Source organism: Cellulosimicrobium composti (assembly GCF_009711085.1).
Classification (GTDB): Bacteria; Actinomycetota; Actinomycetes; order Actinomycetales; family Cellulomonadaceae; genus Cellulosimicrobium; species Cellulosimicrobium composti.
Genome location: NZ_WMKA01000017.1, coordinates 1 through 22,235, shown reverse-complemented (window position 1 = coordinate 22,235; position 22,235 = coordinate 1). Strand labels below are relative to the sequence as shown.

The 22,235-nt window shown below is 73.4% G+C and carries 22 protein-coding genes; 9 read left to right on the top strand and 13 right to left on the bottom strand.

Annotated features, from left to right (window positions below):
- The first annotated feature begins 51 nt into the window (after positions 1 to 51).
- A complete protein-coding gene (gene serB, locus GJV82_RS09255; protein ID WP_312028465.1) occupies positions 52 to 729 on the top strand; it encodes a phosphoserine phosphatase SerB in 678 nt (225 codons plus the stop codon).
- A gap of 67 nt (positions 730 to 796) precedes the next feature.
- Here the strand turns inward: serB and GJV82_RS09250 are convergent, their stop codons facing one another.
- The 3 genes from GJV82_RS09250 to fabG all read right to left on the bottom strand — a co-directional run bounded on the left by GJV82_RS09250 (position 797) and on the right by fabG (position 2,962).
- Positions 797 to 1,336, bottom strand: a complete 540-nt coding sequence (locus GJV82_RS09250) for a SixA phosphatase family protein (RefSeq protein WP_024840073.1) — start codon at positions 1,334 to 1,336, stop codon at positions 797 to 799.
- A 14-nt stretch (positions 1,337 to 1,350) separates the two neighbouring features.
- Positions 1,351 to 2,118, bottom strand: coding sequence for an enoyl-ACP reductase FabI (fabI, locus tag GJV82_RS09245; RefSeq protein ID WP_024840072.1), 768 nt, complete (start codon positions 2,116 to 2,118; stop codon positions 1,351 to 1,353).
- Positions 2,119 to 2,236: 118 nt separating this feature from the next.
- Positions 2,237 to 2,962, bottom strand: coding sequence for a 3-oxoacyl-ACP reductase FabG (gene fabG / locus GJV82_RS09240; RefSeq protein WP_024840071.1), 726 nt, complete (start codon positions 2,960 to 2,962; stop codon positions 2,237 to 2,239).
- Positions 2,963 to 3,172: 210 nt separating this feature from the next.
- On the opposite strand from fabG, the gene GJV82_RS09235 reads away from it, so the two are divergent.
- Genes GJV82_RS09235 through GJV82_RS09225 form a run of 3 tightly spaced genes read left to right on the top strand, consistent with a single transcriptional unit; the run spans position 3,173 to position 4,802 of the window.
- Positions 3,173 to 3,541: a DUF3099 domain-containing protein gene (locus GJV82_RS09235; protein ID WP_115942694.1), complete on the top strand. Its 369-nt coding sequence runs from the start codon at positions 3,173 to 3,175 to the stop codon at positions 3,539 to 3,541.
- Positions 3,538 to 3,786, top strand: coding sequence for a hypothetical protein (locus GJV82_RS09230; RefSeq protein WP_034603903.1), 249 nt, complete (start codon positions 3,538 to 3,540; stop codon positions 3,784 to 3,786). Before GJV82_RS09235 ends, GJV82_RS09230 begins: the two co-directional genes overlap by 4 nt.
- The gene (locus GJV82_RS09225; RefSeq protein ID WP_081772259.1) at positions 3,783 to 4,802 is read left to right on the top strand and encodes an SURF1 family cytochrome oxidase biogenesis protein; all 1,020 of its coding nucleotides are present in this window, start codon (positions 3,783 to 3,785) and stop codon (positions 4,800 to 4,802) included. Before GJV82_RS09230 ends, GJV82_RS09225 begins: the two co-directional genes overlap by 4 nt.
- Before the next feature lie 15 nt (positions 4,803 to 4,817).
- Here GJV82_RS09225 and GJV82_RS09220 read toward each other — a convergent pair whose 3' ends face one another.
- The gene (locus tag GJV82_RS09220) at positions 4,818 to 6,416 is read right to left on the bottom strand and encodes an ABC-F family ATP-binding cassette domain-containing protein (protein WP_318657468.1); all 1,599 of its coding nucleotides are present in this window, start codon (positions 6,414 to 6,416) and stop codon (positions 4,818 to 4,820) included.
- A gap of 258 nt (positions 6,417 to 6,674) precedes the next feature.
- Between GJV82_RS09220 and ypfJ the strand changes: the two genes are divergently transcribed.
- Positions 6,675 to 7,577: a KPN_02809 family neutral zinc metallopeptidase gene (ypfJ, locus tag GJV82_RS09215; protein ID WP_318657467.1), complete on the top strand. Its 903-nt coding sequence runs from the start codon at positions 6,675 to 6,677 to the stop codon at positions 7,575 to 7,577.
- A gap of 183 nt (positions 7,578 to 7,760) precedes the next feature.
- Here ypfJ and GJV82_RS09210 read toward each other — a convergent pair whose 3' ends face one another.
- On the bottom strand, positions 7,761 to 8,909 hold the full coding sequence (locus tag GJV82_RS09210) for a GNAT family N-acetyltransferase (protein WP_155099019.1): 1,149 nt from the start codon (positions 8,907 to 8,909) through the stop codon (positions 7,761 to 7,763).
- Between the two features lie 149 nt (positions 8,910 to 9,058).
- Here GJV82_RS09210 and metH point away from each other — a divergent pair, with 149 nt between their 5' ends.
- Positions 9,059 to 12,652, top strand: a complete 3,594-nt coding sequence (gene metH, locus GJV82_RS09205; protein WP_155099018.1) for a methionine synthase — start codon at positions 9,059 to 9,061, stop codon at positions 12,650 to 12,652.
- Positions 12,653 to 12,699: 47 nt separating this feature from the next.
- Here the strand turns inward: metH and GJV82_RS09200 are convergent, their stop codons facing one another.
- Positions 12,700 to 13,224, bottom strand: coding sequence for a hypothetical protein (locus GJV82_RS09200; protein WP_155099017.1), 525 nt, complete (start codon positions 13,222 to 13,224; stop codon positions 12,700 to 12,702).
- Positions 13,225 to 13,795: 571 nt separating this feature from the next.
- On the opposite strand from GJV82_RS09200, the gene GJV82_RS09195 reads away from it, so the two are divergent.
- Together GJV82_RS09195 and GJV82_RS09190 are read left to right on the top strand one after the other, a co-directional pair.
- Positions 13,796 to 14,443 carry a dihydrofolate reductase family protein gene (locus GJV82_RS09195; RefSeq protein ID WP_155099016.1) on the top strand — a complete coding sequence of 216 codons (648 nt, stop codon included), beginning with the start codon at positions 13,796 to 13,798 and terminating at the stop codon, positions 14,441 to 14,443.
- A gap of 41 nt (positions 14,444 to 14,484) precedes the next feature.
- The gene (locus tag GJV82_RS09190) at positions 14,485 to 14,925 is read left to right on the top strand and encodes a VOC family protein (protein WP_155099015.1); all 441 of its coding nucleotides are present in this window, start codon (positions 14,485 to 14,487) and stop codon (positions 14,923 to 14,925) included.
- Between the two features lie 10 nt (positions 14,926 to 14,935).
- On the opposite strand, the gene GJV82_RS09185 is transcribed toward GJV82_RS09190, so the two are convergent.
- The 4 genes from GJV82_RS09185 to GJV82_RS09170 all read right to left on the bottom strand — a co-directional run bounded on the left by GJV82_RS09185 (position 14,936) and on the right by GJV82_RS09170 (position 18,644).
- The gene (locus tag GJV82_RS09185; protein WP_024840054.1) at positions 14,936 to 15,304 is read right to left on the bottom strand and encodes a DUF2200 domain-containing protein; all 369 of its coding nucleotides are present in this window, start codon (positions 15,302 to 15,304) and stop codon (positions 14,936 to 14,938) included.
- A 64-nt stretch (positions 15,305 to 15,368) separates the two neighbouring features.
- A complete protein-coding gene (locus GJV82_RS09180; RefSeq protein ID WP_196217211.1) occupies positions 15,369 to 15,971 on the bottom strand; it encodes a DUF6580 family putative transport protein in 603 nt (200 codons plus the stop codon).
- Complete coding sequence (locus GJV82_RS20730; protein ID WP_155099014.1) at positions 15,944 to 16,408, bottom strand: DUF4430 domain-containing protein; 465 nt, start codon at positions 16,406 to 16,408, stop codon at positions 15,944 to 15,946. Before GJV82_RS20730 ends, GJV82_RS09180 begins: the two co-directional genes overlap by 28 nt.
- Before the next feature lie 106 nt (positions 16,409 to 16,514).
- On the bottom strand, positions 16,515 to 18,644 hold the full coding sequence (locus GJV82_RS09170; RefSeq protein ID WP_318657466.1) for a DNA gyrase/topoisomerase IV subunit B: 2,130 nt from the start codon (positions 18,642 to 18,644) through the stop codon (positions 16,515 to 16,517).
- Between the two features lie 144 nt (positions 18,645 to 18,788).
- On the opposite strand from GJV82_RS09170, the gene GJV82_RS09165 reads away from it, so the two are divergent.
- Positions 18,789 to 19,001 (top strand): DUF7455 domain-containing protein, encoded by a 213-nt coding sequence (locus GJV82_RS09165; protein WP_021479923.1) that lies wholly within the window; start codon positions 18,789 to 18,791, stop codon positions 18,999 to 19,001.
- A 214-nt stretch (positions 19,002 to 19,215) separates the two neighbouring features.
- On the opposite strand, the gene GJV82_RS09160 is transcribed toward GJV82_RS09165, so the two are convergent.
- From GJV82_RS09160 to GJV82_RS09150, 3 genes are all read right to left on the bottom strand, one after another.
- On the bottom strand, positions 19,216 to 20,781 hold the full coding sequence (locus tag GJV82_RS09160; protein WP_318657465.1) for an RNA polymerase sigma factor: 1,566 nt from the start codon (positions 20,779 to 20,781) through the stop codon (positions 19,216 to 19,218).
- 363 nt (positions 20,782 to 21,144) lie between these two features.
- On the bottom strand, positions 21,145 to 21,546 hold the full coding sequence (locus GJV82_RS09155) for a universal stress protein (RefSeq protein WP_155099012.1): 402 nt from the start codon (positions 21,544 to 21,546) through the stop codon (positions 21,145 to 21,147).
- 94 nt (positions 21,547 to 21,640) lie between these two features.
- A partial coding sequence (locus GJV82_RS09150) for a DUF4192 family protein (protein ID WP_155099011.1) occupies positions 21,641 to 22,235 on the bottom strand: 595 nt, incomplete at its 5' end.

The following is a 22,235-nucleotide window of genomic DNA, read 5'->3' as shown; positions in this document are numbered from 1 at the left end:
GCGGCGAGCCCTGCCCTGCCCGAGACCACCGCCACCCCGAGGAGCACCCCGGTGACCCCCGCCCCCACGAGCAGCCCCGACCGCCCGGTCCGGCTCCTCGTCATGGACGTCGACTCGACCCTCATCGAGCAGGAGGTCATCGAGCTCCTCGCCGACCACGCGGGCACGCGCGCCCAGGTCACCGAGGTCACCGAGCGGGCGATGCGCGGCGAGATCGACTTCGCCGAGTCGCTGCGCGAGCGCGTCGCGACCCTCGCGGGCGTCCCGGTCGAGGCGTTCGCGGACGTCCGCGCCCGGGCGACGTTCACGCCGGGCGTGCGCGAGCTCGTCGCGCAGGCGCACGACCGCGGCTGGGAGGTCGCGCTCGTCTCCGGCGGGTTCGCCGAGATCGTGGCCGGCCTCGCGGCGGAGCTGGGGATCACGCGGTTCCGCGCGAACCGGCTCGAGGTCTCCGGCGGCCGCCTCACGGGCCGCACGACGGGCCCCGTCGTCGACCGGGCCGCGAAGGAGGCCGCGCTGCGCGAGTTCGCGGCAGAGCTCGGCCTGCCGATGAGCGCGACGATCGCCGTGGGCGACGGCGCGAACGACCTCGACATGATCGGCGCCGCCGGGATCGGGGTCGCGTTCGCGGCCAAGCCGGTCGTGCGCGCGCAGGCGCCCTACAGCGTCGACGGACCCCGCATCGACGAGGTGCTCGACGTGGTCGACCGGGTCGACGCCGCCCGCTGACGCCCCCGCGCGAGAGAGCCCTGGTGCCGTCCGGCACCAGGGCTCTCGTCGTCGGGCGGCCGTCGGGTCAGGACGGGCGACCCACGTAGGTCAGCAGCGCGCCCTGCGGCGCCCACGCGTCCCAGGCCGCCGGGCACTCGAGCACGGAGTACGTCGCCGTCGGGACGCCGACGCGCACCTGGGCGAGCGCGCCGCCGTCGGACGCCGGGTCCGCGAGGTACGACGCGGTGGCCGCCATCGTCGGCTCGTGCCCGACCACGAGGAGCGTGCGCACGCGCGAGTCCGTCGTGCGCACGAGGTCGAGCACGTCGGACACGTCCGCGGCGTACAGGGCGTCGCTCACGGTGACGTCGGGCTCGACGTCACCGAGGTGCGCCGACAACAGCTCCCACGTCTGGCGCGTGCGCAGCGCCGACGAGCACAGCACGCGCTCGGGGACGAGCCCCGTCTCGCGCAGCGCGCCGCCGACGCGCACCGCCTGGCGTCGCCCGTTGAGGGCGAGCGGACGCAGCACGTCGTCGACGCTCCCGCCGCCGGGCTCCGCCTTCGCGTGGCGCAGGAGGACCAGCCGGCGCGTCGTGCCGCCGTCGCTCGTCTCCGCGCTCATGCTCTCCTCCTGGGTCACTGCCCCATGGCGTGCACGCCACCGTCGACGTGCACGATCTCACCCGTCGTCGCGGGGAACCAGTCGGACAGCAGCGCGACGACCGCGCGCGCGGCCGGCTCGGCCGTCGTCTGGTCCCAGCCGAGGGGCGCGCGCTTCGGCCAGCCGTCCTCCATCTGCTCGAAGCCGGGGATCGACTTGGCCGCGGTGGTGCGGATCGGGCCCGCCGAGACGAGGTTGGCGCGGATGCCGTCGGGGCCGAGGTCGCGCGCGAGGTAGCGGTTCGCGGACTCCAGGCCCGCCTTCGCGACGCCCATCCAGTCGTAGACGGGCCACGCGAACTGCGCGTCGAACGTCAGGCCGACGAGCGCGCCGCCCCCGGTCATGAGCGGCTTCGCGGCCACGGCGAGGGACTTGTAGGAGAAGGTCGAGACCTGGAGCGCGGTCGCCACGTCCTCCCACGTCGCGGAGAGGAAGTTCCCGCCCATGACGCTCTGCGGCGCGAAGCCGATGGAGTGCACGACGCCGTCGAGGCGGTCGGTGTGCTCGCGCACCGCGTCGGCCAGGCCGGCGAGGTCCTCGTCGTTCGTCACGTCGAGCTGCACCACGGGCGCCTCGACCGGCAGGCGCTTCGAGAACGCCTGCGTGAGCTTCATCTGGCGGCCGAACGACGAGAGCACGACCTCGGCACCCTCCTCCTGCGCGAGCCGCGCCGCGTGGAACGCGATCGAGGAGTCGGTGAGCACTCCCGTGACCAGGAGCTTCTTGCCGTCGAGCAGACCCATCGGTTTCCTTCCGTCGTGCACCCGTCGTGCGGGCGCGCTGAGGCGAGCGTACTGAAGTAGAGGGGCCGCGGGCGCTCGGGTGACCGGCGACCGCGACCGGGTCGGGGACGACCGGGGGTCAGTGCCCCATGCCGAGCCCGCCGTCCACGGGGATCACGGCCCCGGAGACGTACGCGGCGTCGTCGGACGCGAGGAACTGCACGACGCCCGCGACCTCGTCCGCGTGCGCGAACCGTCCGGCGGGGATCGCGGCCTTGTACGTCTTCTGCCGCTCCTCGGGCAGCTCGGCCGTCATCGCGGTGTCGATGAACCCCGGGGCGACGACGTTCGCCGTGATGTTGCGCGACCCGAGCTCGCGCGTGATCGAGCGCGCCATGCCGACGAGAGCCGCCTTGGAGGACGCGTAGTTGACCTGGCCCGCGCCGCCGTAGAGACCGATGACGGACGACACGAGCACGATGCGTCCGCGGCGCAGGCGGATCATGCCCTTGCTCACGCGGCGCACGCAGCGGAACGTGCCGGTGAGGTTGACGTCGATCACGGACTCGAAGTCCTCGTCGGTCATGCGCAGCAGGAGCTGGTCGTGCGTCACGCCCGCGTTCGCGACGAGCACCTCGACCGGGCCGAGCTCGTTCTCGATCTCGGTGAACGCGGCGTCGACGGCGGCGGTGTCGGTGATGTCCGCCACGGCACCGAAGACGCCCTCGGGCAGGTCGCCGCCGCGGTAGACGGTCGCGACGCGGTCGCCGTTCGCCACGAAGCGCTCGGCGATGGCGCGGCCGATCCCGCGGTTCGCGCCGGTGACGACGACGGTGCGCGGGGCGGGTGCGGTGGCTTCGGACACGGTGCGGCTCCTCGGGACGGTCGGGTCGGGTCGGCGGCCGGGGACTGGTCCCGCACGGCTGTGCCGGGTGGGCCTGAGGCGGGCTCGTGACCGGTCCGCGCACACGCGCCGCACCGACCGTACCGTGCGCGGCGCCCGCCGTGCGCGGTGCGCGCAAGTCACACCGCTCCCCCTCGCTTTGTGGGGTCCCGACAAACGTAGACTGGCCGGGTGAGCACACGACGCGCGGCCCGACGCTCGGCCGAGGCGGTCCCGAGCATCACGTCGGCCCCGGAGCCTCTCGCCGCGGACCAGTCGCGCCGGGAGCGCAAGTACCTCATCCAGATGGGCATCCGCATCGTGTGCATCTTCGGCGCGATCCTGGCCCAGGGCAGCTGGCTGACCTGGGTGCTGGCCGTCGGGGCGATCGTCCTGCCGTACAGCGCGGTGCTCATCGCCAACGCGGGCCGCGACCAGGCCACCTACGACACGTCGCCGATGGAGCACCGCGCGCTGCCGTCGGCGGGCGTGCCCGGGTCGCACGGGATCGCGGGTGGCCGACCGGACGCCCCGCACGACCACGAGGAGGACCACCGGTGACCGACGTCCTGGGCGTCGCCGACCCCGTCGGCGAGGAGGAGCTCGTGTGCAGCGCCAAGGGCTGCCGCGAGCCGGCCGTGTGGGGCCTGCTGTGGAACAACCCCAGGATCCACACGCCGGAGCGCCGCAAGGTGTGGCTCGCGTGCGACGCGCACCGCGAGCACCTCGAGACGTTCCTGGGCGCCCGCTCGTTCTGGCGCTCGACCGTGCCCGTCGACGAGCTCGAGCGCCGGGCGGCCCCGTGACGCAGCGGTCCCCGCACCCGGACGCGCCGTCGGCCGGGCCGGTCCCCGCGCGCCCGGAGCCGACGCCGGAGCGCGCCACCGCGGACGCCCACCAGCCCCGCACCCCCCGGCAGTGGGCGACGCTCGCCGTCGGGGTCGTCGTGCTCGTGGCCCTGTGCCTGCTCGCGGGGTGGTGGCAGTGGAACCGGTACGTCGCGCGCGAGGCGCAGATCGACCGGATCGAGGCCAACTACACGACCGAGCCGGTCCCGGTCGGCGACGTGCTCGCCGCCCCCGGCGCCGTGCTCGACGAGGACGACGTGTGGCGCCCCGTGACCCTGGAGGGCCGTTACGCACCCGAGGCGACCGTCCTCCTGCGCAACCGGCCCGTGGGCGGGAGCCCCGGCTTCCACGTCCTCGTGCCGTTCGTGACCGACCCGACGCCCGGCGCGCCCGACGGCCTCGTCGTCGTGGTCGACCGCGGCTTCGTGCCGCTCGGCACGGACGCCGTCACGCCCGGCGACGTGCCCGCCCCGCCCGACGGTGACGTCGAGGCGACCGTCACGCTCCGGGCCGACGAGCCGGCGTCGGGCAGGGACGCGCCCGCCGGCCAGGTGCAGGCGATCTCGACCGAGCAGGTGCTCGCCGCCGGTCCCGACGGCGCCGCGTGGGCCGACGGCCGGACGGTGGGGGCCTACGGGCAGCTCCGCAGCGAGGAGCCCGCGGCCGCGGAGCGCCTCGAGGCGCTGCCGAAGCCCGACACCGACCCCGGGTCGCACCTGTCCTACGCGCTGCAGTGGTGCGTGTTCGCGATCGGCGCGGTCGCGGGGTTCTGGGTCCTCGTCCGCCGCGAGCGCCGCGACGCGCGCGGCGAGGGTGCCGTGCTCACCGCGGGCGACCTGCTCGCGGCGCAGGACCCGGGCGCGGTGCGCGCCCGCCGGGAGCCGCGCGCGCGCCGTCCGAGCGCCGAGGACGAGGAGGACGCCCTCATCGACGCCCAGCTCGAGGAGAGGCGCGGGCGCCCGACGCCGCGGTAGGGGCGCCCTCGCCGGTCAGGCGAGCGACACGAGCTCCGCGTAGTCGTCGCTCCAGAGGTCCTCGTCGCCGTCGGGCAGGAGCAGGACGCGCTCCGGCTCGAGCGCCTCGACCGCGCCGTCGTCGTGCGTGACCATGACGACCGCGCCCTCGTACGTCTTGAGCGCCCCGAGGATCTCGGCGCGCGACGCGGGGTCGAGGTTGTTCGTCGGCTCGTCGAGCAGCAGCACGTTCGCGGACGACACGACGAGCGTCGCGAGCGCGAGGCGCGTCTTCTCCCCGCCGGACAGCACGTGCGTCGGCTTGTCCGCGTCGTCGCCGGAGAACAGGAACGACCCGAGCACGGAGCGCACCTGGGTGTCCGTGAGGTCGGGCGCGGCGTGGCGCAGGTTCTCGACGACCGTCGCGTCCATGTCGAGCGTGTCGTGCTCCTGGGCGTAGTAGCCGATCTTCAGGCCGTGCCCCGCGTGGACCTCGCCCGTGTCCGGCTTCTCGACGCCGCCGAGGATCCGCAGGAGCGTCGTCTTGCCGGCGCCGTTGAGGCCGAGCACGACGACCCGGCTGCCGCGGTCGATCGCGAGGTCGACGCCCGCGAACACCTCCTGCGACCCGTACGCCTTGGACAGCCCGCTCGCCGTGAGCGGCGTGCGCCCGCACGGCGCGGGCTTGGGGAACCGGAGCTTGGCGACCTTGTCGGTCTGCCGCTCGCCCTCGATCCCGGCGAGCATCTTCTCGGCGCGGCGCATCATGTTCTGCGCGGCGACGGCCTTGGTCGCCTTGGCGCGCATCTTCTCGCCCTGGGCGAGCAGCGCGCTCGCCTTCTTCTCCGCGTTCTGCCGCTCGCGGCGACGGCGGCGCTCGTCCGACTCGCGCTGCGCCAGGTACGCGTCCCAGCCGAGGTTGTACTGGTCGAGCTCGCCGCGGTTCGCGTCGAGGTGGAACACCTTGTTCACGGTCGCGCGCAGCAGCTCGACGTCGTGCGAGATCACGACGAACCCGCCGCTGTAGGACTTGAGGTAGTCGCGCAGCCAGATGATCGAGTCGGCGTCGAGGTGGTTCGTCGGCTCGTCCAGGAGCAGCGTCTCCACGCCGGAGAAGAGGATGCGCGCGAGCTCGATGCGGCGGCGCTGCCCGCCGGACAGCGTGCTGAGGGGCTGGCCGAGCACGCGGTCGTCGAGGCCGAGGTTGCTCGTGATGCGGTGGGCCTCGCTCTCGGCCGCGTACCCGCCCGCGGCGAGGAACCGCGCCTCGAGCCTGGGGTAGCGCTCCATCGCGGCCTCGTGCGTCTCCGGGTCGGCGCTCGCCATGGCGCCCTCGGTCTCGCGCATCTGCCGCACGATCTTGTCGAGGCTGCGGGCGGACAGCACGCGGTCCATCGCGATGACGTCGAGGTCCCCCGTGCGCGGGTCCTGCGGCAGGTAGCCGATCTCGTTGCCGCGCGTGATCCTCCCCGCCGTGGGCTGGGTCTCCCCCGCGAGCGTCTTGGTCAGGGTCGTCTTGCCGGCGCCGTTGCGCCCGACGAGACCGATCCGGTCGCCCGAGGCGATCTGGAAGGTCGCCTCGTGCAGCAGGACGCGGGCGCCGACGCGCAGCTCGACGCCGTGAGCGGTGATCACGGGAGGGTCCTCTCGGGTGGTGCGGGTGCCCGACGACGGCCCTCGCCGGACCGGTCGGCCGGCGGCTCGTCGTGGGGCCGGGGTGCGTGCGCCCCGGCGTCCGGGCCTCGTCGATTCTACGGGGGCCCGGCGTCGCGTCCCACCCCATTCCGCCGGGGCACGTGCGAGGCGGCTGCTCGAGACCGGGATCGCGCTCGCGCGGCGGTCGAACACCCCGGCCAGGACGCCTGGTGCACCGCCCGGCGGTAGCGTTGACCTGTGACTTTCCAGGAGGGTGGCTCGTTCGAGGGCGGGCGGGTCCGCAAGGGCGGCGGTCGGCGCGGCACGATGATCGCGGGCGGCGGGATCGGGGCCGTGCTCGTCGCGTTGCTCGTCGCGTTCCTCGGCAACCAGACGGGCGTGGACCTCAGCGCGCTCACGGGCGGCGACGGGTCCGACTCCGGCGCGTACGGCGAGGGTCAGCAGGAGTACATCGACACGTGCACCGCCGAGGAGGCGAACACGACGCGCGAGTGCCGCCTCAACGGCACGGTCCAGTCGCTCGACGCCTACTGGGCCGAGGCGCTCCCCCAGCAGGCAGGGGTCGAGTACGCGCAGCCCGAGGTCGTGAGCTTCACCGACCAGGTCTCGACGGGCTGCGGCGCCGCGACCAGCGCCGTCGGGCCGTTCTACTGCCCGCCCGACCAGACCGTCTACATCGACCTCGGCTTCTACGACGACCTGACGAACCGGTTCGGCGCCAACGACGGCGGCCTCGCGGAGATGTACGTCGTGGCGCACGAGTTCGGTCACCACATCGAGCAGCTCGTCGGCGCGATGGACGCGGCCGACCGCCAGGGCTCCGGCCCCGAGTCCGACTCCGTCCGCATCGAGCTCATGGCCGACTGCCTGGCCGGCATGTGGGCCGGCCACGCCGCGAGCACCGTCGACCCGGACACCGGCGTGACGTTCCTCGCGCCGATCACCGACCAGGAGCTGAACGACGCGCTGTCCGCCGCGTCCGCCGTCGGCGACGACCGCATCCAGGAGGCCGCGACCGGCCAGGTCAACCCCGAGGGCTGGACGCACGGGTCGAGCGAGCAGCGCCAGCGCTGGTTCACGATCGGCTACGACGGGGGCACGATCCGGGACTGCGACGCGCTGTCCGCGTCGACCCTCTGACCGCGCCCCGCCTCCGGGGCTCAGTCCGCCGCCACCACCCGCGCCGACGCCGTGCCGCCCGCGACCCGCGAGGACTCTCGCCGCGTCGAGCACGAACGCCTCCTCGTCGTCGTGCTCCGCTCCGCGGCTGCGGGACGAGGGCCGGGCCGTGCGCGCTGACGTCTTCCTGCGTCGGCACTGCCCTCAGATCTCGATCGAGTACATGCGCGAGCCGGACACCTTCTCGTAGCCGAGGCTCGCGTAGAGGCCGTGCGCGCCGGACGGGTTCTCGGTGTCCACGTCGAGCGACGCGTACTGCATCCCGTCCGCGGCGAACGCGCGCATCCCGGCCGCGAGCGCCGCGACGGCGACGCGGCGGCCGCGGTACGCGCGGCGCACCCCGAGGATGTCGGTGTACCCGAACGAGTACCCGCGCACGGGGAAGTCCTCGTCGTAGCGGCTCGCCATCTGGTAGCCGACGACGAGCGGCTCGCCCGCGCGCAGGGCGGCGGCGGTCTCCTCGTCGACGAGGTCCTCGGTCTCGGCCCCGGCGAGGAGCGCGTCGACGTCGGGCGCGTCGTCGACGACGAGGAACGACCACTGCGGCGCGTGGTGGCTGCGGCCGTGCGCCCAGGCCTCCGCGGTGCGCGGCTCGCTCCCCCAGTGGTCACGGAACGCGTCGTTGTGCGCGAGGCGCGTCGCCTCGTCGAGCTCGGGCGACCACGGCACGAGCCGCAGCGACCCGTCGAGCGGGACCTCGGGGACGGGTGCGGCGAGGTCGCGCCGCAGGTCGGCGTAGAAGCGGCGCGGCGCGAACCCGCACCGGGCGTAGAGGCGCACCTTGGCGGGCGGGTCGGTGTCCTCGCCGTACAGCGCGAGGCGCGCGGGCAGCTCCTTGCCGCTCGCGGCGAGCACCTGGCGCGCGCGGGCCACCTGCCACGCGAGCACCTCGCGGCCGATGCCGCGCGCGCGGTGCGTCGGGTGCACCCCACCTGCGAGGAAGACCCGCACGGTGCGCGCGTCGCCGGGATTCGTGTCGACCATCGCGTAGGCGCGCAGCGCGCCGTCGGCGTCGGCCCCGACGAGCGTGTCGGCCGCGACGTCGCGCCACGGCGCCGTGAACAGCTCCTCGATCTCGTCGAGCGTCTCGCGGTACGGCTCCTGGTCCGCCTCGGCGATGTCGTTGCGCAGCGCGAGGAGCGCGGGCGCGTCGGCGGGCGTGGCGGGGCGCCACGTGAGGTCGCCCGCGGTGACCGCCGGGAGGGCCGACGGCGCGGCGGCGCGCTCGGCGATCGGGGCGAGCGGCGGGGCGGGCGGGTGCACGACCTGGTCGGTCGTCGAGGCGGAGGACATGCGGACCACGGTAGGGCGGCCCGCGGCGTCGGGCACGCGGATTTCCCTCGCGCGACGGGGGTGGCCCGGGCGCAGTGGGGGTCCGGGGTCGGCGCGCGGCTCCTGAGACGGCGCCCCACGACCGGGTGCGCGCGATCTACGCTGCGAGCATGCCGACCGTCGTTCCCCAGGACCTCGCCGACGCCCGCTCCCGGGCCCTCGCCGACGCGCTGCGCACCCGCGTCGTCGTCGCGGACGGCGCGATGGGCACGATGATCCAGGCGCAGGACCCGACCCTGGAGGACTACCAGGGGCTCGAGGGCTGCAACGAGATCCTCAACGTGTCTCGCCCGGACGTCATCGCCGCGGTGCACGACGCGTACCTCGAGGTCGGGGTGGACGCGATCGAGACGAACACGTTCGGCGCCAACTGGTCCAACCTGTCGGACTACGGCATCGACGACCGCATCCGCGAGCTCGCCGCGGCCGGGGCGCGCATCGCGCGCGAGCGCGCCGACGCGTTCGCGACGGCGGACCACCCGCGCTGGGTGCTCGGGTCGATGGGACCGGGCACGAAGCTGCCGAGCCTCGGCCACACCACGTACGCGCACCTGCGCGACACGTTCGCCGAGCAGGCCGCGGGCCTCCTGGAGGGCGGGGCCGACGCGATCCTCGTCGAGACGAGCCAGGACCTGCTCCAGGCGAAGGCCGCGGTGACCGGGTCGCGGAACGCGATGCGCGACGTCGGGCGCGAGGTGCCGGTGATCGTCCAGGTGACGGTCGAGACCACGGGGACCATGCTCATGGGCTCCGAGATCGGCGCCGCGCTGACGACGCTCCAGGCGCTCGACGTCGACGCGATCGGGCTCAACTGCGCGACCGGGCCCGCGGAGATGAGCGAGCACCTGCGGCACCTGTCGCGGCACGCGGAGATCCCGGTGACCTGCATGCCCAACGCGGGGCTGCCCGTGCTCGGCCCGGACGGGGCGACGTACCCGCTGACGCCCGAGGAGCTCGCGGCCGCGCACACCCAGTTCGTCACGGAGTTCGGGCTCGGGCTCGTGGGCGGCTGCTGCGGCACGACGCCCGAGCACCTGCGGCGCGTCGTCGAGGCGGTGCGCGCGCGCCCGGTCGTCGAGCGCCGGCCGGAGCGCGAGAACGGCGTCGCGAGCCTGTACTCGCACACCGACCTGCACCAGGACGCGTCGTTCCTCGCGATCGGCGAGCGGACGAACGCGAACGGGTCGAAGGCGTTCCGCGAGGCGATGCTCGCCGAGAACTGGGACGAGTGCGTGGAGATCGCGCGCGCCCAGACGCGCGACGGCGCGCACCTGCTCGACGTGTGCGTCGACTACGTGGGGCGCGACGGCGTCGCGGACGTGAGGCAGGTCGTCTCACGGCTCGCGAGCGCGTCCACGCTGCCGCTCGTCATCGACTCCACCGAGCCCGAGGTCATCGCGGCCGGTCTCGAGCTCGTCGGCGGTCGCGCCGTCGTGAACTCCGTGAACTTCGAGGACGGCGACGGGCCGACGTCGCGGTTCGCCCGGATCATGCCGCACGTCGTCGAGCACGGCGCGGCCGTCGTCGCGCTGACGATCGACGAGGAGGGCCAGGCGCGCACCGCCGAGACGAAGGTCGCGATCGCCACCCGGCTCGTCGAGACGCTCACGCGCGACTGGGGCATGCGGGTCGACGACATCATCGTGGACGCGCTGACGTTCCCCATCGCCACGGGCCAGGAGGAGACGCGGCGTGACGCCATCGAGACGATCGAGGCGATCCGCGAGATCACGCGCCGCTACCCCGGCATCCACACGACGCTCGGGGTGTCGAACGTGTCGTTCGGGCTCAACCCCGCGGCGCGCACCGTCCTCAACTCGGTGTTCCTCCACGAGGCGGTGCAGGCCGGCCTGGACTCCGCGATCGTCCACGCGGCGAAGATCCTCCCCCTCGCGCAGATCCCCGCCGAGCAGCGCGAGGCCGCGCTCGACCTCGTGTGGGACCGGCGCCGGTACGACGACGCGGGGAACCTCGTGCACGACCCGCTCGCCCGGCTGCTCGAGCTCTTCGAGGGCGTGGACTCCGCGGCGCTCAAGGACCAGCGCGCGGCGGAGCTCGCCGCGCTCCCCGTGGGCGAGCGGCTCGAACGACGGATCGTCGACGGCGCGCGCAAGGGGCTGGAGGACGACCTCGACACGGCGATGGCGTCCGGCCTCACGGCGCTCGACATCGTCAACGAGCACCTGCTCGAGGGCATGAAGGTCGTGGGCGAGCTGTTCGGGCGCGGCGAGATGCAGCTCCCGTTCGTGCTGCAGTCCGCCGAGGTCATGAAGACCGCGGTCGCCTACCTCGAGCCGCACATGGAGAGGGTCGAGGGCGAGTCCGGGTCCAAGGGCACGATCGTCCTCGCGACCGTGCGCGGCGACGTGCACGACATCGGCAAGAACCTCGTCGACATCATCTTGACGAACAACGGCTACACGGTCGTCAACATCGGCATCAAGCAGCCGATCTCCGCGATGATCGAGGCCGCCGAGGAGCACGACGCCGACGTCATCGGCATGTCCGGGCTGCTCGTGAAGTCCACCGTGGTGATGAAGGAGAACCTCGAGGAGCTCGCGTCGCGCGGGCTCGCCGACCGGTGGCCCGTGCTGCTCGGCGGCGCGGCCCTGACGCGCACGTACGTCGAGGACGACCTCGCGGGCCAGTTCCCCGGCGTCGTCCGGTACGCACGCGACGCGTTCGAGGGCCTGCGCCTCATGGAGCCGCTCGTGCGCGTCGCGCGCGGCGAGTCGCCCGACGCCGTCGGGCTGCCCGCGCTGAAGAAGCGCCGGCACGCCGTGGTCACCGTGACCGAGACACCCGTCGAGGACCTGCCCGCACGGTCCGACGTCGCGGCCGACAACCCTGTACCCGCTCCCCCGTTCTGGGGCACGCGCCTCGTCAAGGGCGTCCAGCTCGCCGAGTACGCGGCGTTCCTCGACGAGCGCGCGACGTTCATGGGCCAGTGGGGCCTCAAGCCGGGCCGTGGCGACGACGGGGCGTCGTACGAGGAGCTCGTCGAGACCGAGGGCCGCCCGCGGCTCAACGCCTGGTACGAGCGCATCCGCACCCAGGGCGTCGTGGACCCGTCGGTCGTCTACGGGTACTTCCCCGTGTGGTCCGAGGGCGACGACGTCGTCGTCGCGCACCACGGCCCCGGGCTGGCCGGCATCGGCGCGCCCGACGGCGGGTCGGGCGGCGAGCCCGGGACCGAGCGGCTGCGCTTCACGTTCCCGCGTCAGCGCCGCGACCGGCACCTGTGCCTCGCCGACTTCGTCAAGCCGCGGTCCTGGGTCGAGGAGACGGGCCGGTACGACGTGCTGCCCGTCCAGCTCGTCACGATGGGCGCCTCGGTCGATCAGCACACCGCGACGCTGTTCGCCGGGAACCACTACCGCGAGTACATGGAGCTCCACGGCCTGTCCGTGCAGCTCACCGAGGCGCTCGCCGAGATGTGGCACTCGCGCGTGCGCGCCGAGCTCGGGTTCGCCGACGAGGACCCGACCGAGGTCGAGGGCATGTTCAAGCTCGAGTACCGCGGCGCCCGCTTCTCGCTCGGCTACCCCGCCTGCCCGGACATGGAGGACCGCACCAAGGTCGTCGAGCTCCTGCGCCCCGAGCGCGTGGGCGTCGAGCTCTCCGCGGAGCTCCAGCTCCATCCGGAGCAGTCGACCGACGCGTTCGTGTTCCACCACCCCGAGGCGAAGTACTTCAGCGTCTGACTGTCCGCTCCCGGGTGACGGCGTACGGCACCAAGGTCGCAGCGCGGTCAGGACCACGTCCACGTGCGCGTGACCTGGTCGATGAGCTCGTCGCCGTTGTCGTACGGGCTGACGATCGCGATCACGAAGAGCTGGACCTCATCGGTGCCCGTCGCGAACCGCTCGGGCGCGAAGGCGGTGATGAAGGCCTTCGTCCGCGTCTTCTCGGAGGTCCCGTCGACCCGGGTGATGTTCGCCGGGACACCGTCGAGGGTCGTCGCCTCGTACAGGCTGAGGATGCTGCCGTTCTCCACGAAGTACGAGTCCGCGAGGACGTCGACCGCCCCCTGGAGGTCGGTCCCGACCCCCCACGCGTCGGACGTCGAGACCCGCACCGGCTCGACCTTCACCCGGCCGTAGACCGCCCCGGCACCCGTCGGCATCACCGTCCCGTCGACGACCTCGCCCCAGAGCTCGAGGGCGCCGTGACAGCGTTCCTCCTGGTCCGGGGAGACGTTGTTCACGAAGGTCGCCGGGCCCTCGTAGGACCAGCACGGCGTCCGCACCAGCTGCCCCGACACGATCGTGTGCACCGCTCCCGAGGTCGGTCCGGAGCCCGCCGACTCGCCCGCGCTTCGGGACGAGCCTGCCGCCGCAGGGGTCCTGCCGTCGTCGGTCTCGACGAGGGGCGCACACCCCGGGACGACCAGGAGGACGACGGCCACAATCCCCGAGAGCACGCGACCGACCGCAGTCCTCCCCCGGATGACGAGGGGCACACAGGGTCGACGCCCTCTGAGAGGCGTCGCGGTCGTTCGCTCGTGCTGGTCGATCATGGTGTTCCTCCTGGCCGGCGGGTGTTCCTGCCCGGGACGCTAGACGTCACGAGGACCCGCGCGCGGTTTTCCACAGGTCGGGATCCGCACGCTCTGCGGACGACGCACCGTGACCCGGGCCGGCGTGCCAAGGCCGTGCGCTTCTCAGCGCTCACCATCCGCCGGGTCCTCGAGTGCCAGCCGGGCGACGGGCTCCGCCGGGTCCCCGACGAGGAGGGCGAGGACGCCGATCCACGTGCACCCTCGGCGTGGCGTGCCGACCCGATGAGTTCGAGGAGCAACGGCCGTCCTACGTATGACGACGACCACGACTCCACGGGAGCGGGACATGGGACGCATCGAGATCGAGCTGTTCACGACCCTCGACCTCGTCGGGCAGGCGCCCGGCGGGCCGGAGGAGGACCCGGAGGGCGGGTTCGCGTTCGGCGGGTGGCAGGCGCCGCTGCTCGACGAGGTCGCCGGCGCGCAGATCGCCACGGCGTACGAGGGCACGGACGCGTTGCTCCTCGGGCGGCGCACGTACGACATCTTCGCGTCGTACTGGCCGTTCCAGGAGGGCGGGCAGGACGACGAGTTCGCCTCCCTGTTCAACCGCGTCCCCAAGTACGTCGCGTCGCGGGGGACGCCCGAGCTGTCGTGGGCCGGCTCGACGGTGCTCGGGCCGGACCTGCCGACCGCGGTGCGGGAGGTCCGCGACCGGCACGAGCACGTCAAGGTCGTCGGCAGCCTCGACCTCGTGCAGACGCTGCTGCACGAGAAGCTGTTCGACCGCCTGGACCTGTGGGTGCACCCCGTCGTGCTCGGCTCCGGCAAGACGGTGTTCGAGAGCGGAGCGGTCCCCACGAACCTCACGCTCCTGGAACCGCCCGCCCCGAGCCCGTCGGGCACCGTGCTGCTGCGCTACGGCCTCGCCGAGGGCACGCCGAGGACGGGCGACATGAGCGAGCCGGGGCGCGGCGTCGACCAGGACGCGTGACGGGCACCCGGACGACCACGACCCCGACGCAGGAGGCCCCCATGACGATCCGACGGCTCGACAACGTGGCGATCGTGGTCGACGACCTCGACGCGGCGATCGCCTTCTTCTCCGAGCTCGGCATGGAGCTCGAGGCCCGGACGACGATCGAGGGGCGGTGGGCGGAGCTCGTCGTCGGGCTCGACGGGCTGCGCTCCGAGATCGCCATGATGCGCGTCCCGGGCGGAGACGGCCGTCTCGAGCTCACGCGGTACGAGTCACCGGAGGCGGTGGACCTGGGGCTGAGCACCGCCCCGCCGAACGTGCTCGGCCTGCACCGGGTCATGTTCGCGGTCGACGACATCGACGACACCGTGGCGCGTCTCGCTCGCCTGGGCGGCGCCGTGCTGCGGGAGGTCGTGCGGTTCGAGGTCGCGTACCGGCTGTGCTACCTGCGCGGACCGGGCGGAGTCATCGTCGGCCTCGCCGAGCCGCTCGGATGACCGAGGGCGGTCACGGGGCGGGTACCGGCTCCCCGCGCAGGATCGACGACATCTTCTTCCCGCGGGCGAGCTCGTCGACGAGCTTGTCGAGGTAGCGGATCTTCTGCATGAGCGGGTCCTCGATGTCCTCGACCCGGTAGCCGCAGATCACCCCGGTGATGAGCGACGCGTTCGGGTTGAGTGCGGGCGCGCGGTCGAAGAACTCCTCGAGAGTCGTCCCGTCCGCGATCACGCGCCGGAGCCCGGCGTCGTCGTAGCCCGTGAGCCACCGGATCACCTGATCCAGCTCGTCCGTGGTCCGGCCCTTGCGCTCGACCTTCGTCACGTACAGCGGGTAGACGCTCGCGAAGCTCATCCCGAAGATCCGGTGCCGCGTCATGCGTCCTCCTCGTGCCCGTCGCCCTCGCGCCCCGTTCGGGCGCGGCACACCACGCTACCGCGCGTCAGGCGGGGCGTGCTGCGACAGTGCCGTGCGCCGTCTGGATCCGGTCGACGAGGAGCGTGCCCGCGGCGACGAGCGGCACCAGCACGAGGTTGCCGAGCAGCATCGTGCGCAGGAACGGCAGACCCGCGGCATAGCTCGCGAGCAGCCCGTCGACGCCCGCCGGGTACCAGACGCCGCGGCCCTGGAGCCAGACCCCGAGGTTGGTCCACGCGAAGAACCACAGCGACCCGACGACGCCGAACGCCGCACCCGCCCCGACGCGGCGCCAACCCGTCGTCCTGCGCGCGAGCAGCGAGCCCAGACCGACGACGAGCCACGCGCTCCACGTGAACAGCGCGATCGTCGTGTTGCCGAGCACGACGTCGGACGCGACCGTCACCGCGAGCGGCACGACGAACGCCCAGCGCGAGCGCAGCAGGGCCGTCGTCGCGAAGGTCGCGGCCGTGACGAGCTCGAGGTTCGCCGGGGCGCCGACGTCGGCGCGCACGAGACGCCACACCACGGCCAGCAGCGCGAGCGCGACGACGAGCGCGACGCGCCACCAGCGCGTCGTCGGTCCGAGCGGCGCGCGCGTCACGAGGTGAACGTCTCGAGCTTCCACGTCAGCTCGTCCCCGTCCTTCGTCTCGAGGGAGCCTGCTCCCACCGTAGCCATCTCACCGTTGACGTAGAGCGCCCAGAACTCCGAGTCCGGGTCCGCCGAGACGCCGCCGACCGCGGTGACGAACGCGTTCTCGCCCTCGCCGGTGACCTGGGCGGTCGGGTCGGCCTCGAGCAGCAGCTCGAGCGCCGTCGCGCCCGCGCGGCCCTCGTACGTCAGACCCGGCGCGTCCTCGGAGTCGGCCGACGCGTCGTCCGTCGTGCCGTCGGCGGGGGCGCTCGTCTCGTCGCCCGCCGTCGCCTCCGTCGCCGACGGCGTGGGCTCAGCGGCGGAGTCGTCGGGCGACGAGCACCCGGCCAGCAGGCCCACGGTGAGCAGGACGGCAGTCAGAGCGGTGAGCGGGCGCGCCGAGGCGACGCGAGGCGTTCGGAGGGTCACGGCGCCAGCGTACGGAACGCCCGGGCCCGCGCGCCGGGCCGCCCGCCTGGCGGACGGCACCCGCGTGGACGGCCGTTCACGGGCGGACCGCACCGGCCGGCCGCCGTCAGACGTCGATGCGCGCGAGGTCCAGCTCGGCGGCCCCGGCGACGATGAACTCCTTGCGCGGCGCGACGTCGCTACCCATGAGCAGCTCGAACACGCGCTCCGCGGCCTCGGCGTGCTCGGCCGTGACGCGGCGCAGCGTGCGGTGCCGCGGGTCCATCGTGGTCTCCGCGAGCTGGTCGGCGTCCATCTCGCCGAGGCCCTTGTACCGCTGGATGTCGTCCTTGTAGCGGCGCCCGACCTTGTCGAGCTTCTTCAGCGTCGCAGCGAGCTCCGCCTCGGAGTACGTGTAGATGTACTCGTTCTTGCGGCGCCCCGAGCCGATGACCTCGATCCGGTGCAGCGGCGGGACGGCGGCGAACACGCGGCCCGCCTCCACGAGAGGCTTCATGTACCGGTAGAAGAGCGTGAGCAGGAGCGTGCGGATGTGGGCGCCGTCGACGTCGGCGTCCGTCATGAGCACGACCTTGCCGTACCGCGCCGCGTCGAGGTCGAACGACCGGCCGGATCCGGCGCCGAGCACCTGGATGATCGCGGTGCACTCGGCGTTGCGGAGCATGTCGCTCACCGACGCCTTCTGCACGTTGAGGATCTTGCCGCGGATGGGCAGGAGCGCCTGGAAGTCCGAGCTGCGCGCGAGGCGCGCGGTGCCGAGCGCGCTGTCGCCCTCGACGATGAACAGCTCGCTGCGGTCGACGTCGTCGCTGCGGCAGTCCACGAGCTTGGCCGGCAGGGACGACGTCTCGAGCGCGTTCTTGCGCCGCGAGATCTCCTTCTGCTTGCGCGCGGTGATGCGCGCGCGCATCTCCGCGACGACCTTGTCGAGCAGGAGCGCGGCCTGCGTCTTGTCGTCGCGCTTGGTCGACGTGAGGAGCGCGTTGAGCTCCTTCTCCACGACCCGCGCCACGATGCCGCGCACGGGAGCGGTGCCGAGGACCTCCTTCGTCTGGCCCTCGAACTGCGGCTCGGCGAGGCGGACGGTGACGACGGCGGTCAGGCCCGCGAGCACGTCGTCCTTCTCGATGCGCTCGGACGAGTCCTTGGTCGACACCTTGAGGCGGCGCGCGTTCGTCTCGACCGCCTTGCGCAGCACCTTGAGCAGGCCCTGCTCGAACCCGCTCAGGTGGGTCCCGCCCTTGGGCGTCGCGATGATGTTGACGAAGCTGCGGACCTCGGTCTCGTAGCCCGTGCCCCAGCGCAGCGCCACGTCGACCTCGCAGTCGCGCTGCACGGCCTGCGGCGTCATGTGCCCGCGGTCGTCGAGCACCGGGACGGTCTCCGTGAACGAGCCCGAGCCGGTGAGGTGCCACGTCGCGGTGACGGGCGTGTCCGGCGCGAGGAACTCGACGAAGTCGACCGACCCGCCCGTGTGGACGAACGTCTCCTCGTGCGGCCCCGACTCCCCCGGCGTCCCGGGCACGCCGCGCTCGTCGCGCACCGTGATCTCGAGCCCGGGGACGAGGAACGTCGTCTGGCGCACGCGCGTGACGAGCTCGTCGTAGGAGAAGACGGCCGTCTTGAGGAAGATCTGGCGGTCGGCCCAGTAGCGCACGCGCGTGCCGGTGACGCCGCGCTTCGTCTTCCCCACGACCGCGAGCTCCGAGCCGGACACGAACGGCTCGAACGGGGCGTCGGGCGTCGGGCCGCTCGCCGGGTCGGTGAAGACGCCGGGCTCGCCCCGGTGGAACGTCATGCGGTGCGTCTTGCCACCGCGGTCGACCTCGACGTCGAGGCGCGACGACAGCGCGTTGACGACGGACGCGCCGACGCCGTGCAGGCCGCCGGACGCGGTGTACGAGCCGCCGCCGAACTTGCCGCCCGCGTGGAGCTTGGTGAAGACGACCTCGACGCCGGACAGCCCGGTCTTGGGCTCGATGTCCACGGGGATGCCACGGCCGTCGTCCTCGACGGACACCGACGAGTCGGCGTGCAGCACGACGCGGATCTTCGAGCAGTTCCCCGCGAGCGCCTCGTCGACCGAGTTGTCGATGATCTCCCACAGGCAGTGCATGAGACCGCGCGAGTCGGTCGTCCCGATGTACATGCCCGGGCGCTTGCGCACGGCCTCGAGGCCCTCGAGCACGGACAGGTGCCGAGCGGTGTAGCTGGACTCAGCGGAGGTGGTCGTCACGGCGGCAAGCCTAGACGAGCGCGCTGACAGCACCGTGCTCCCCCGCCGTGCGTGGCTCGCATCCCGCACGAGCAGCGCTTCGCGGGTAGCGAACCGGGGGCTCCCGGAGGACGAATACGCCGGGTCTGATGGTTTGATGTTCACGTGACTGCTACGACGACCACCACCGAACCGCTGACCGCGGCCGACCGTTGCGACCGCTGCGGGGCCCAGGCGTACGTCCGTGTGGTCCTGCCGAGCGGCGAGCTGCTGTTCTGCGGCCACCACGCGCGGGCGCACGCCGACGCCTACACCGACCTCGCGACGTCCATCCAGGACGAGACCGACAAGCTGCTCGCGGAGCACGGCGCGCGCTGACCCGCCGCACGACGCGAGACACGCGGCGCACGGCCGGCTCCACCGCCCGGAGCGCACCGCGACCCTCAGACGACGAAGGGCCCCGAGGAGATCTCCTCGGGGCCCTTCGTGCGTCCCGGGCCACCGTCCGCGGCGCCACCACGTCGGCTGGCGCTCACGACGACCCGGCGCCGACGGCGGCGACGGACACGAGCCGTTCGCCGCGGTCGGCGTCTCAGTCCAGGTAGTCCCGCAGCACCTGCGAGCGGCTGGGGTGGCGCAGCTTCGACATCGTCTTGGACTCGATCTGGCGGATGCGCTCGCGCGTCACGCCGTAGACCTTGCCGATCTCGTCGAGCGTCTTGGGCTGGCCGTCCGAGAGGCCGAACCGCATCGACACGACGCCCGCCTCGCGCTCGCTCAGCGTGTCCAGCACCTGGTGGAGCTGCTCCTGCAGGAGCGTGAAGCTCACCGCGTCGGCCGGGACGATCGCCTCGGAGTCCTCGATGAGGTCACCGAACTCGGAGTCGCCGTCCTCGCCCAGCGGCGTGTGCAGCGAGATGGGCTCGCGGCCGTACTTCTGGACCTCGACGACCTTCTCCGGGGTCATGTCGAGCTCCTTGGCGAGCTCCTCGGGCGTGGGCTCGCGGCCCAGGTCCTGCAGCATCTGCCGCTGCACGCGAGCGAGCTTGTTGATGACCTCGACCATGTGCACCGGGATGCGGATCGTGCGCGCCTGGTCCGCCATCGCACGCGTGATCGCCTGCCGGATCCACCACGTCGCGTACGTCGAGAACTTGTAGCCCTTGGTGTAGTCGAACTTCTCGACCGCACGGATCAGGCCCAGGTTGCCCTCCTGGATCAGGTCCAGGAACAGCATGCCGCGACCCGTGTACCGCTTGGCCAGCGACACCACCAGACGCAGGTTCGCCTCCAGCAGGTGGTTCTTCGCCCGCTTGCCGTCGTGCGCGATCCACTGCAGCTCACGCTTGAGCTTGCGGTCCAGGTCGTCGCCCTCGGCCGCGAGCTTCTCCTCCGCGAACAGGCCGGCCTCGATCCGCTTCGCGAGCTCGACCTCCTGCTCCGCGTTCAGCAGCGCGACCTTGCCGATCTGCTTGAGGTAGTCCTTGACCGGGTCCGCGGTCGCACCCGCGGTCACGACCTGCTGGACCGGGGCGTCGTCCTCGTCCGCGTCGGACACGACGAAGCCCGTCTCCTCGGGCTCGTCGCTCGCGGCGCCGGCGGAGGCCTTCTTCGCGCCCGACTCGGCGGCCGCGTCCTCCTCCGTCTCGTCCTCGACGACCTCGATCTCGAGGTCCTCGATCTCGACCTCGGCGTCGTCCTCAGCGTCGCCCTTCTTCTTGGCGCGCGCGGGCGTCGCCTTGGACTTCGCCGGGGCCTTGGCCTTGGCCGCAGTCTTGCGCGCGGGCTTCGCGGGGCTCGACGGCGTCGCCTCGGCCTCGTCCGTCTCGGCGGCGGCCGTCGAGCGCTTGGTCGTGGACGCCGACTTCGCCGCGGCCGGCTTGGCGGCCGACTTGGTGCGCGCGGTCGTGGTGCTGCGCGGCGACGCGGCGGCGGCGACCTTCGTCGTGGTCGGGATGTCGACCTCGACGCCGGCGCCCGCGAGCGCGCGGAAGACCGCCTTCAGCCGCTTGGCGTCGTTGACGGCGGCCTGCTCGCACGCGGTGCGGAAGCTCTCGGCGTCGACGCGACCGTTCGCGCTGCCGCGCCGCAGCAGCTCCTGCAGGGCGGGGTGCTCGAACTCTCGCGGGAGTGCGGAAATCGGGGTTGAGGGCGCCACAAACCGACCTTTCGGCAATCAGGGGGGCGGTAGGGCCGCCGGAGCGGGGACGTGAACCGTGAAGTTCGGGGCTCTCAGGGACTCTCACGGTGAGTCGTCGGGCTCTGGCGGATACCTATATTGTACCGGCGATCCGTGCAGCGGACGCCGCGACACGGGGTGATGTGGGACCTGGCCGCCGGGCGGCCGCCCGTGAACCGCCTCGGTGCGCGACGTCCGACGCTCGGGTCCTGGCCTGTACAACGGGCGGGACCCCGCGAAGATTCCCCGCTCCGGCGGCTCCGCCGCGGCCCCGACACGCGTCGCCGGGCGCCGCGTCGTCGTCGGCGATCTCACCCGTCCCGCGACGAGGGTGCCGCGGCGTCAGGAGCGCGCGGCGCGCTCCGGCTTGACCGCCAGCACCGGGCACGGCGCGTCGAGCAGGATCCGCTGCGCATTCGAGCCGAGGATGAGCTTGCCCACGGGGCTGCGCCGACGCAGCCCGATGACGATGAGCTCCGCGGACGCGCGCTCGGCCGCGCTGACGAGGTCGTCGGCGAGGTCGGACGTGCCCTGCTCGCGCCGCAGCGTCGCACCGGTGCCCGCGAGCCGTTCCTCGACGCGGCGCAGGTCGTCCTCGTGCGCGGCGACGAGCTCCGGCGTGGCCGACGACGACTCCGTCACGACGACCACGAGCTCGGTGCCCCGGCGGACGGCCTCGGTGGCCGCGCTGTCGAGGGCCTCGCGACCCTCGGGCGTGCTCAGGTGCGCGACGACGACGCTCATGTGTCCTCCGGGTACGGCTCGTGGGTGCGGCCGGCCGCGGGGGCGACCGCAGGTCGTGTTGCGGTCGAACCTACCCGAACCCGCGCGCCGCGGCTCACACGTCGGCGCGCACCCAGCCGGGCGGGACCCCGGCGTCGAGCGCGCTCGCGAGGAGCCGGGCGAGGCGGTGCGCCGGGTCCTCCGCGAGCGCCTCCTCGACCCGGCGCACGGCGCGACCGCCGTCGCCGTGCCACCAGGCGAGCAGCGCGAGCAGCGCGAGCGCGGGTGCGGCGCTCCCCCGCGGCGCGTGCGCCACGACGGCCTCCAGGACCGCCCGGGCGGGGCCTGTGAGGGACGGGTCGGGTGCGCGCCCGGCGGCCGGGTCGACGATCGCCGCGATCGCGCGGCCCGTCCCGGTGTCGACGTCGGCGCCGCGCACCGTGCGGTCGGCGAGGTCGCCGGTGCCGGGCACGAGGGACACGAGCACGGCGTCGCGCACGGGGACCGACCCGAGCGCGGCGGCGAGCCGTCCGAGCACGGGCGCGGCCGGGACCTCCGGGGCGAGCGCCTCGCGGGGCGCGCGCCCGGGACGACCCGGACCGTCGTCGGCCGGCCCCTCCTCGGCGCCTCGACGGCCGGGACCCGCCGCGAGCGCGACGGCGGCGCGCCACAGGGCGAGGGCCCGCACGCGGTCGTCCACGGGGTCCTCG

What these genes read in the sequence shown, in the direction of transcription:
- GJV82_RS09185 (WP_024840054.1), bottom strand. Translation starts at nt 15,304, where the DNA reads ATGACGCGGCACCGGATCTTCGGGATGAGCTTCGCGAGCGTCTACCCG.
- GJV82_RS09155 (WP_155099012.1), bottom strand. Translation starts at nt 21,546, where the DNA reads ATGAGCGTCGTCGTCGCGCACCTGAGCACGCCCGAGGGTCGCGAGGCC.
- GJV82_RS09210 (WP_155099019.1), bottom strand. Translation starts at nt 8,909, where the DNA reads ATGTCCTCCGCCTCGACGACCGACCAGGTCGTGCACCCGCCCGCCCCG.
- GJV82_RS09190 (WP_155099015.1), top strand. Translation starts at nt 14,485, where the DNA reads ATGACGATCCGACGGCTCGACAACGTGGCGATCGTGGTCGACGACCTC.
- metH (WP_155099018.1), top strand. Translation starts at nt 9,059, where the DNA reads ATGCCGACCGTCGTTCCCCAGGACCTCGCCGACGCCCGCTCCCGGGCC.
- fabI (WP_024840072.1), bottom strand. Translation starts at nt 2,118, where the DNA reads ATGGGTCTGCTCGACGGCAAGAAGCTCCTGGTCACGGGAGTGCTCACC.
- GJV82_RS09250 (WP_024840073.1), bottom strand. Translation starts at nt 1,336, where the DNA reads ATGAGCGCGGAGACGAGCGACGGCGGCACGACGCGCCGGCTGGTCCTC.
- GJV82_RS09195 (WP_155099016.1), top strand. Translation starts at nt 13,796, where the DNA reads ATGGGACGCATCGAGATCGAGCTGTTCACGACCCTCGACCTCGTCGGG.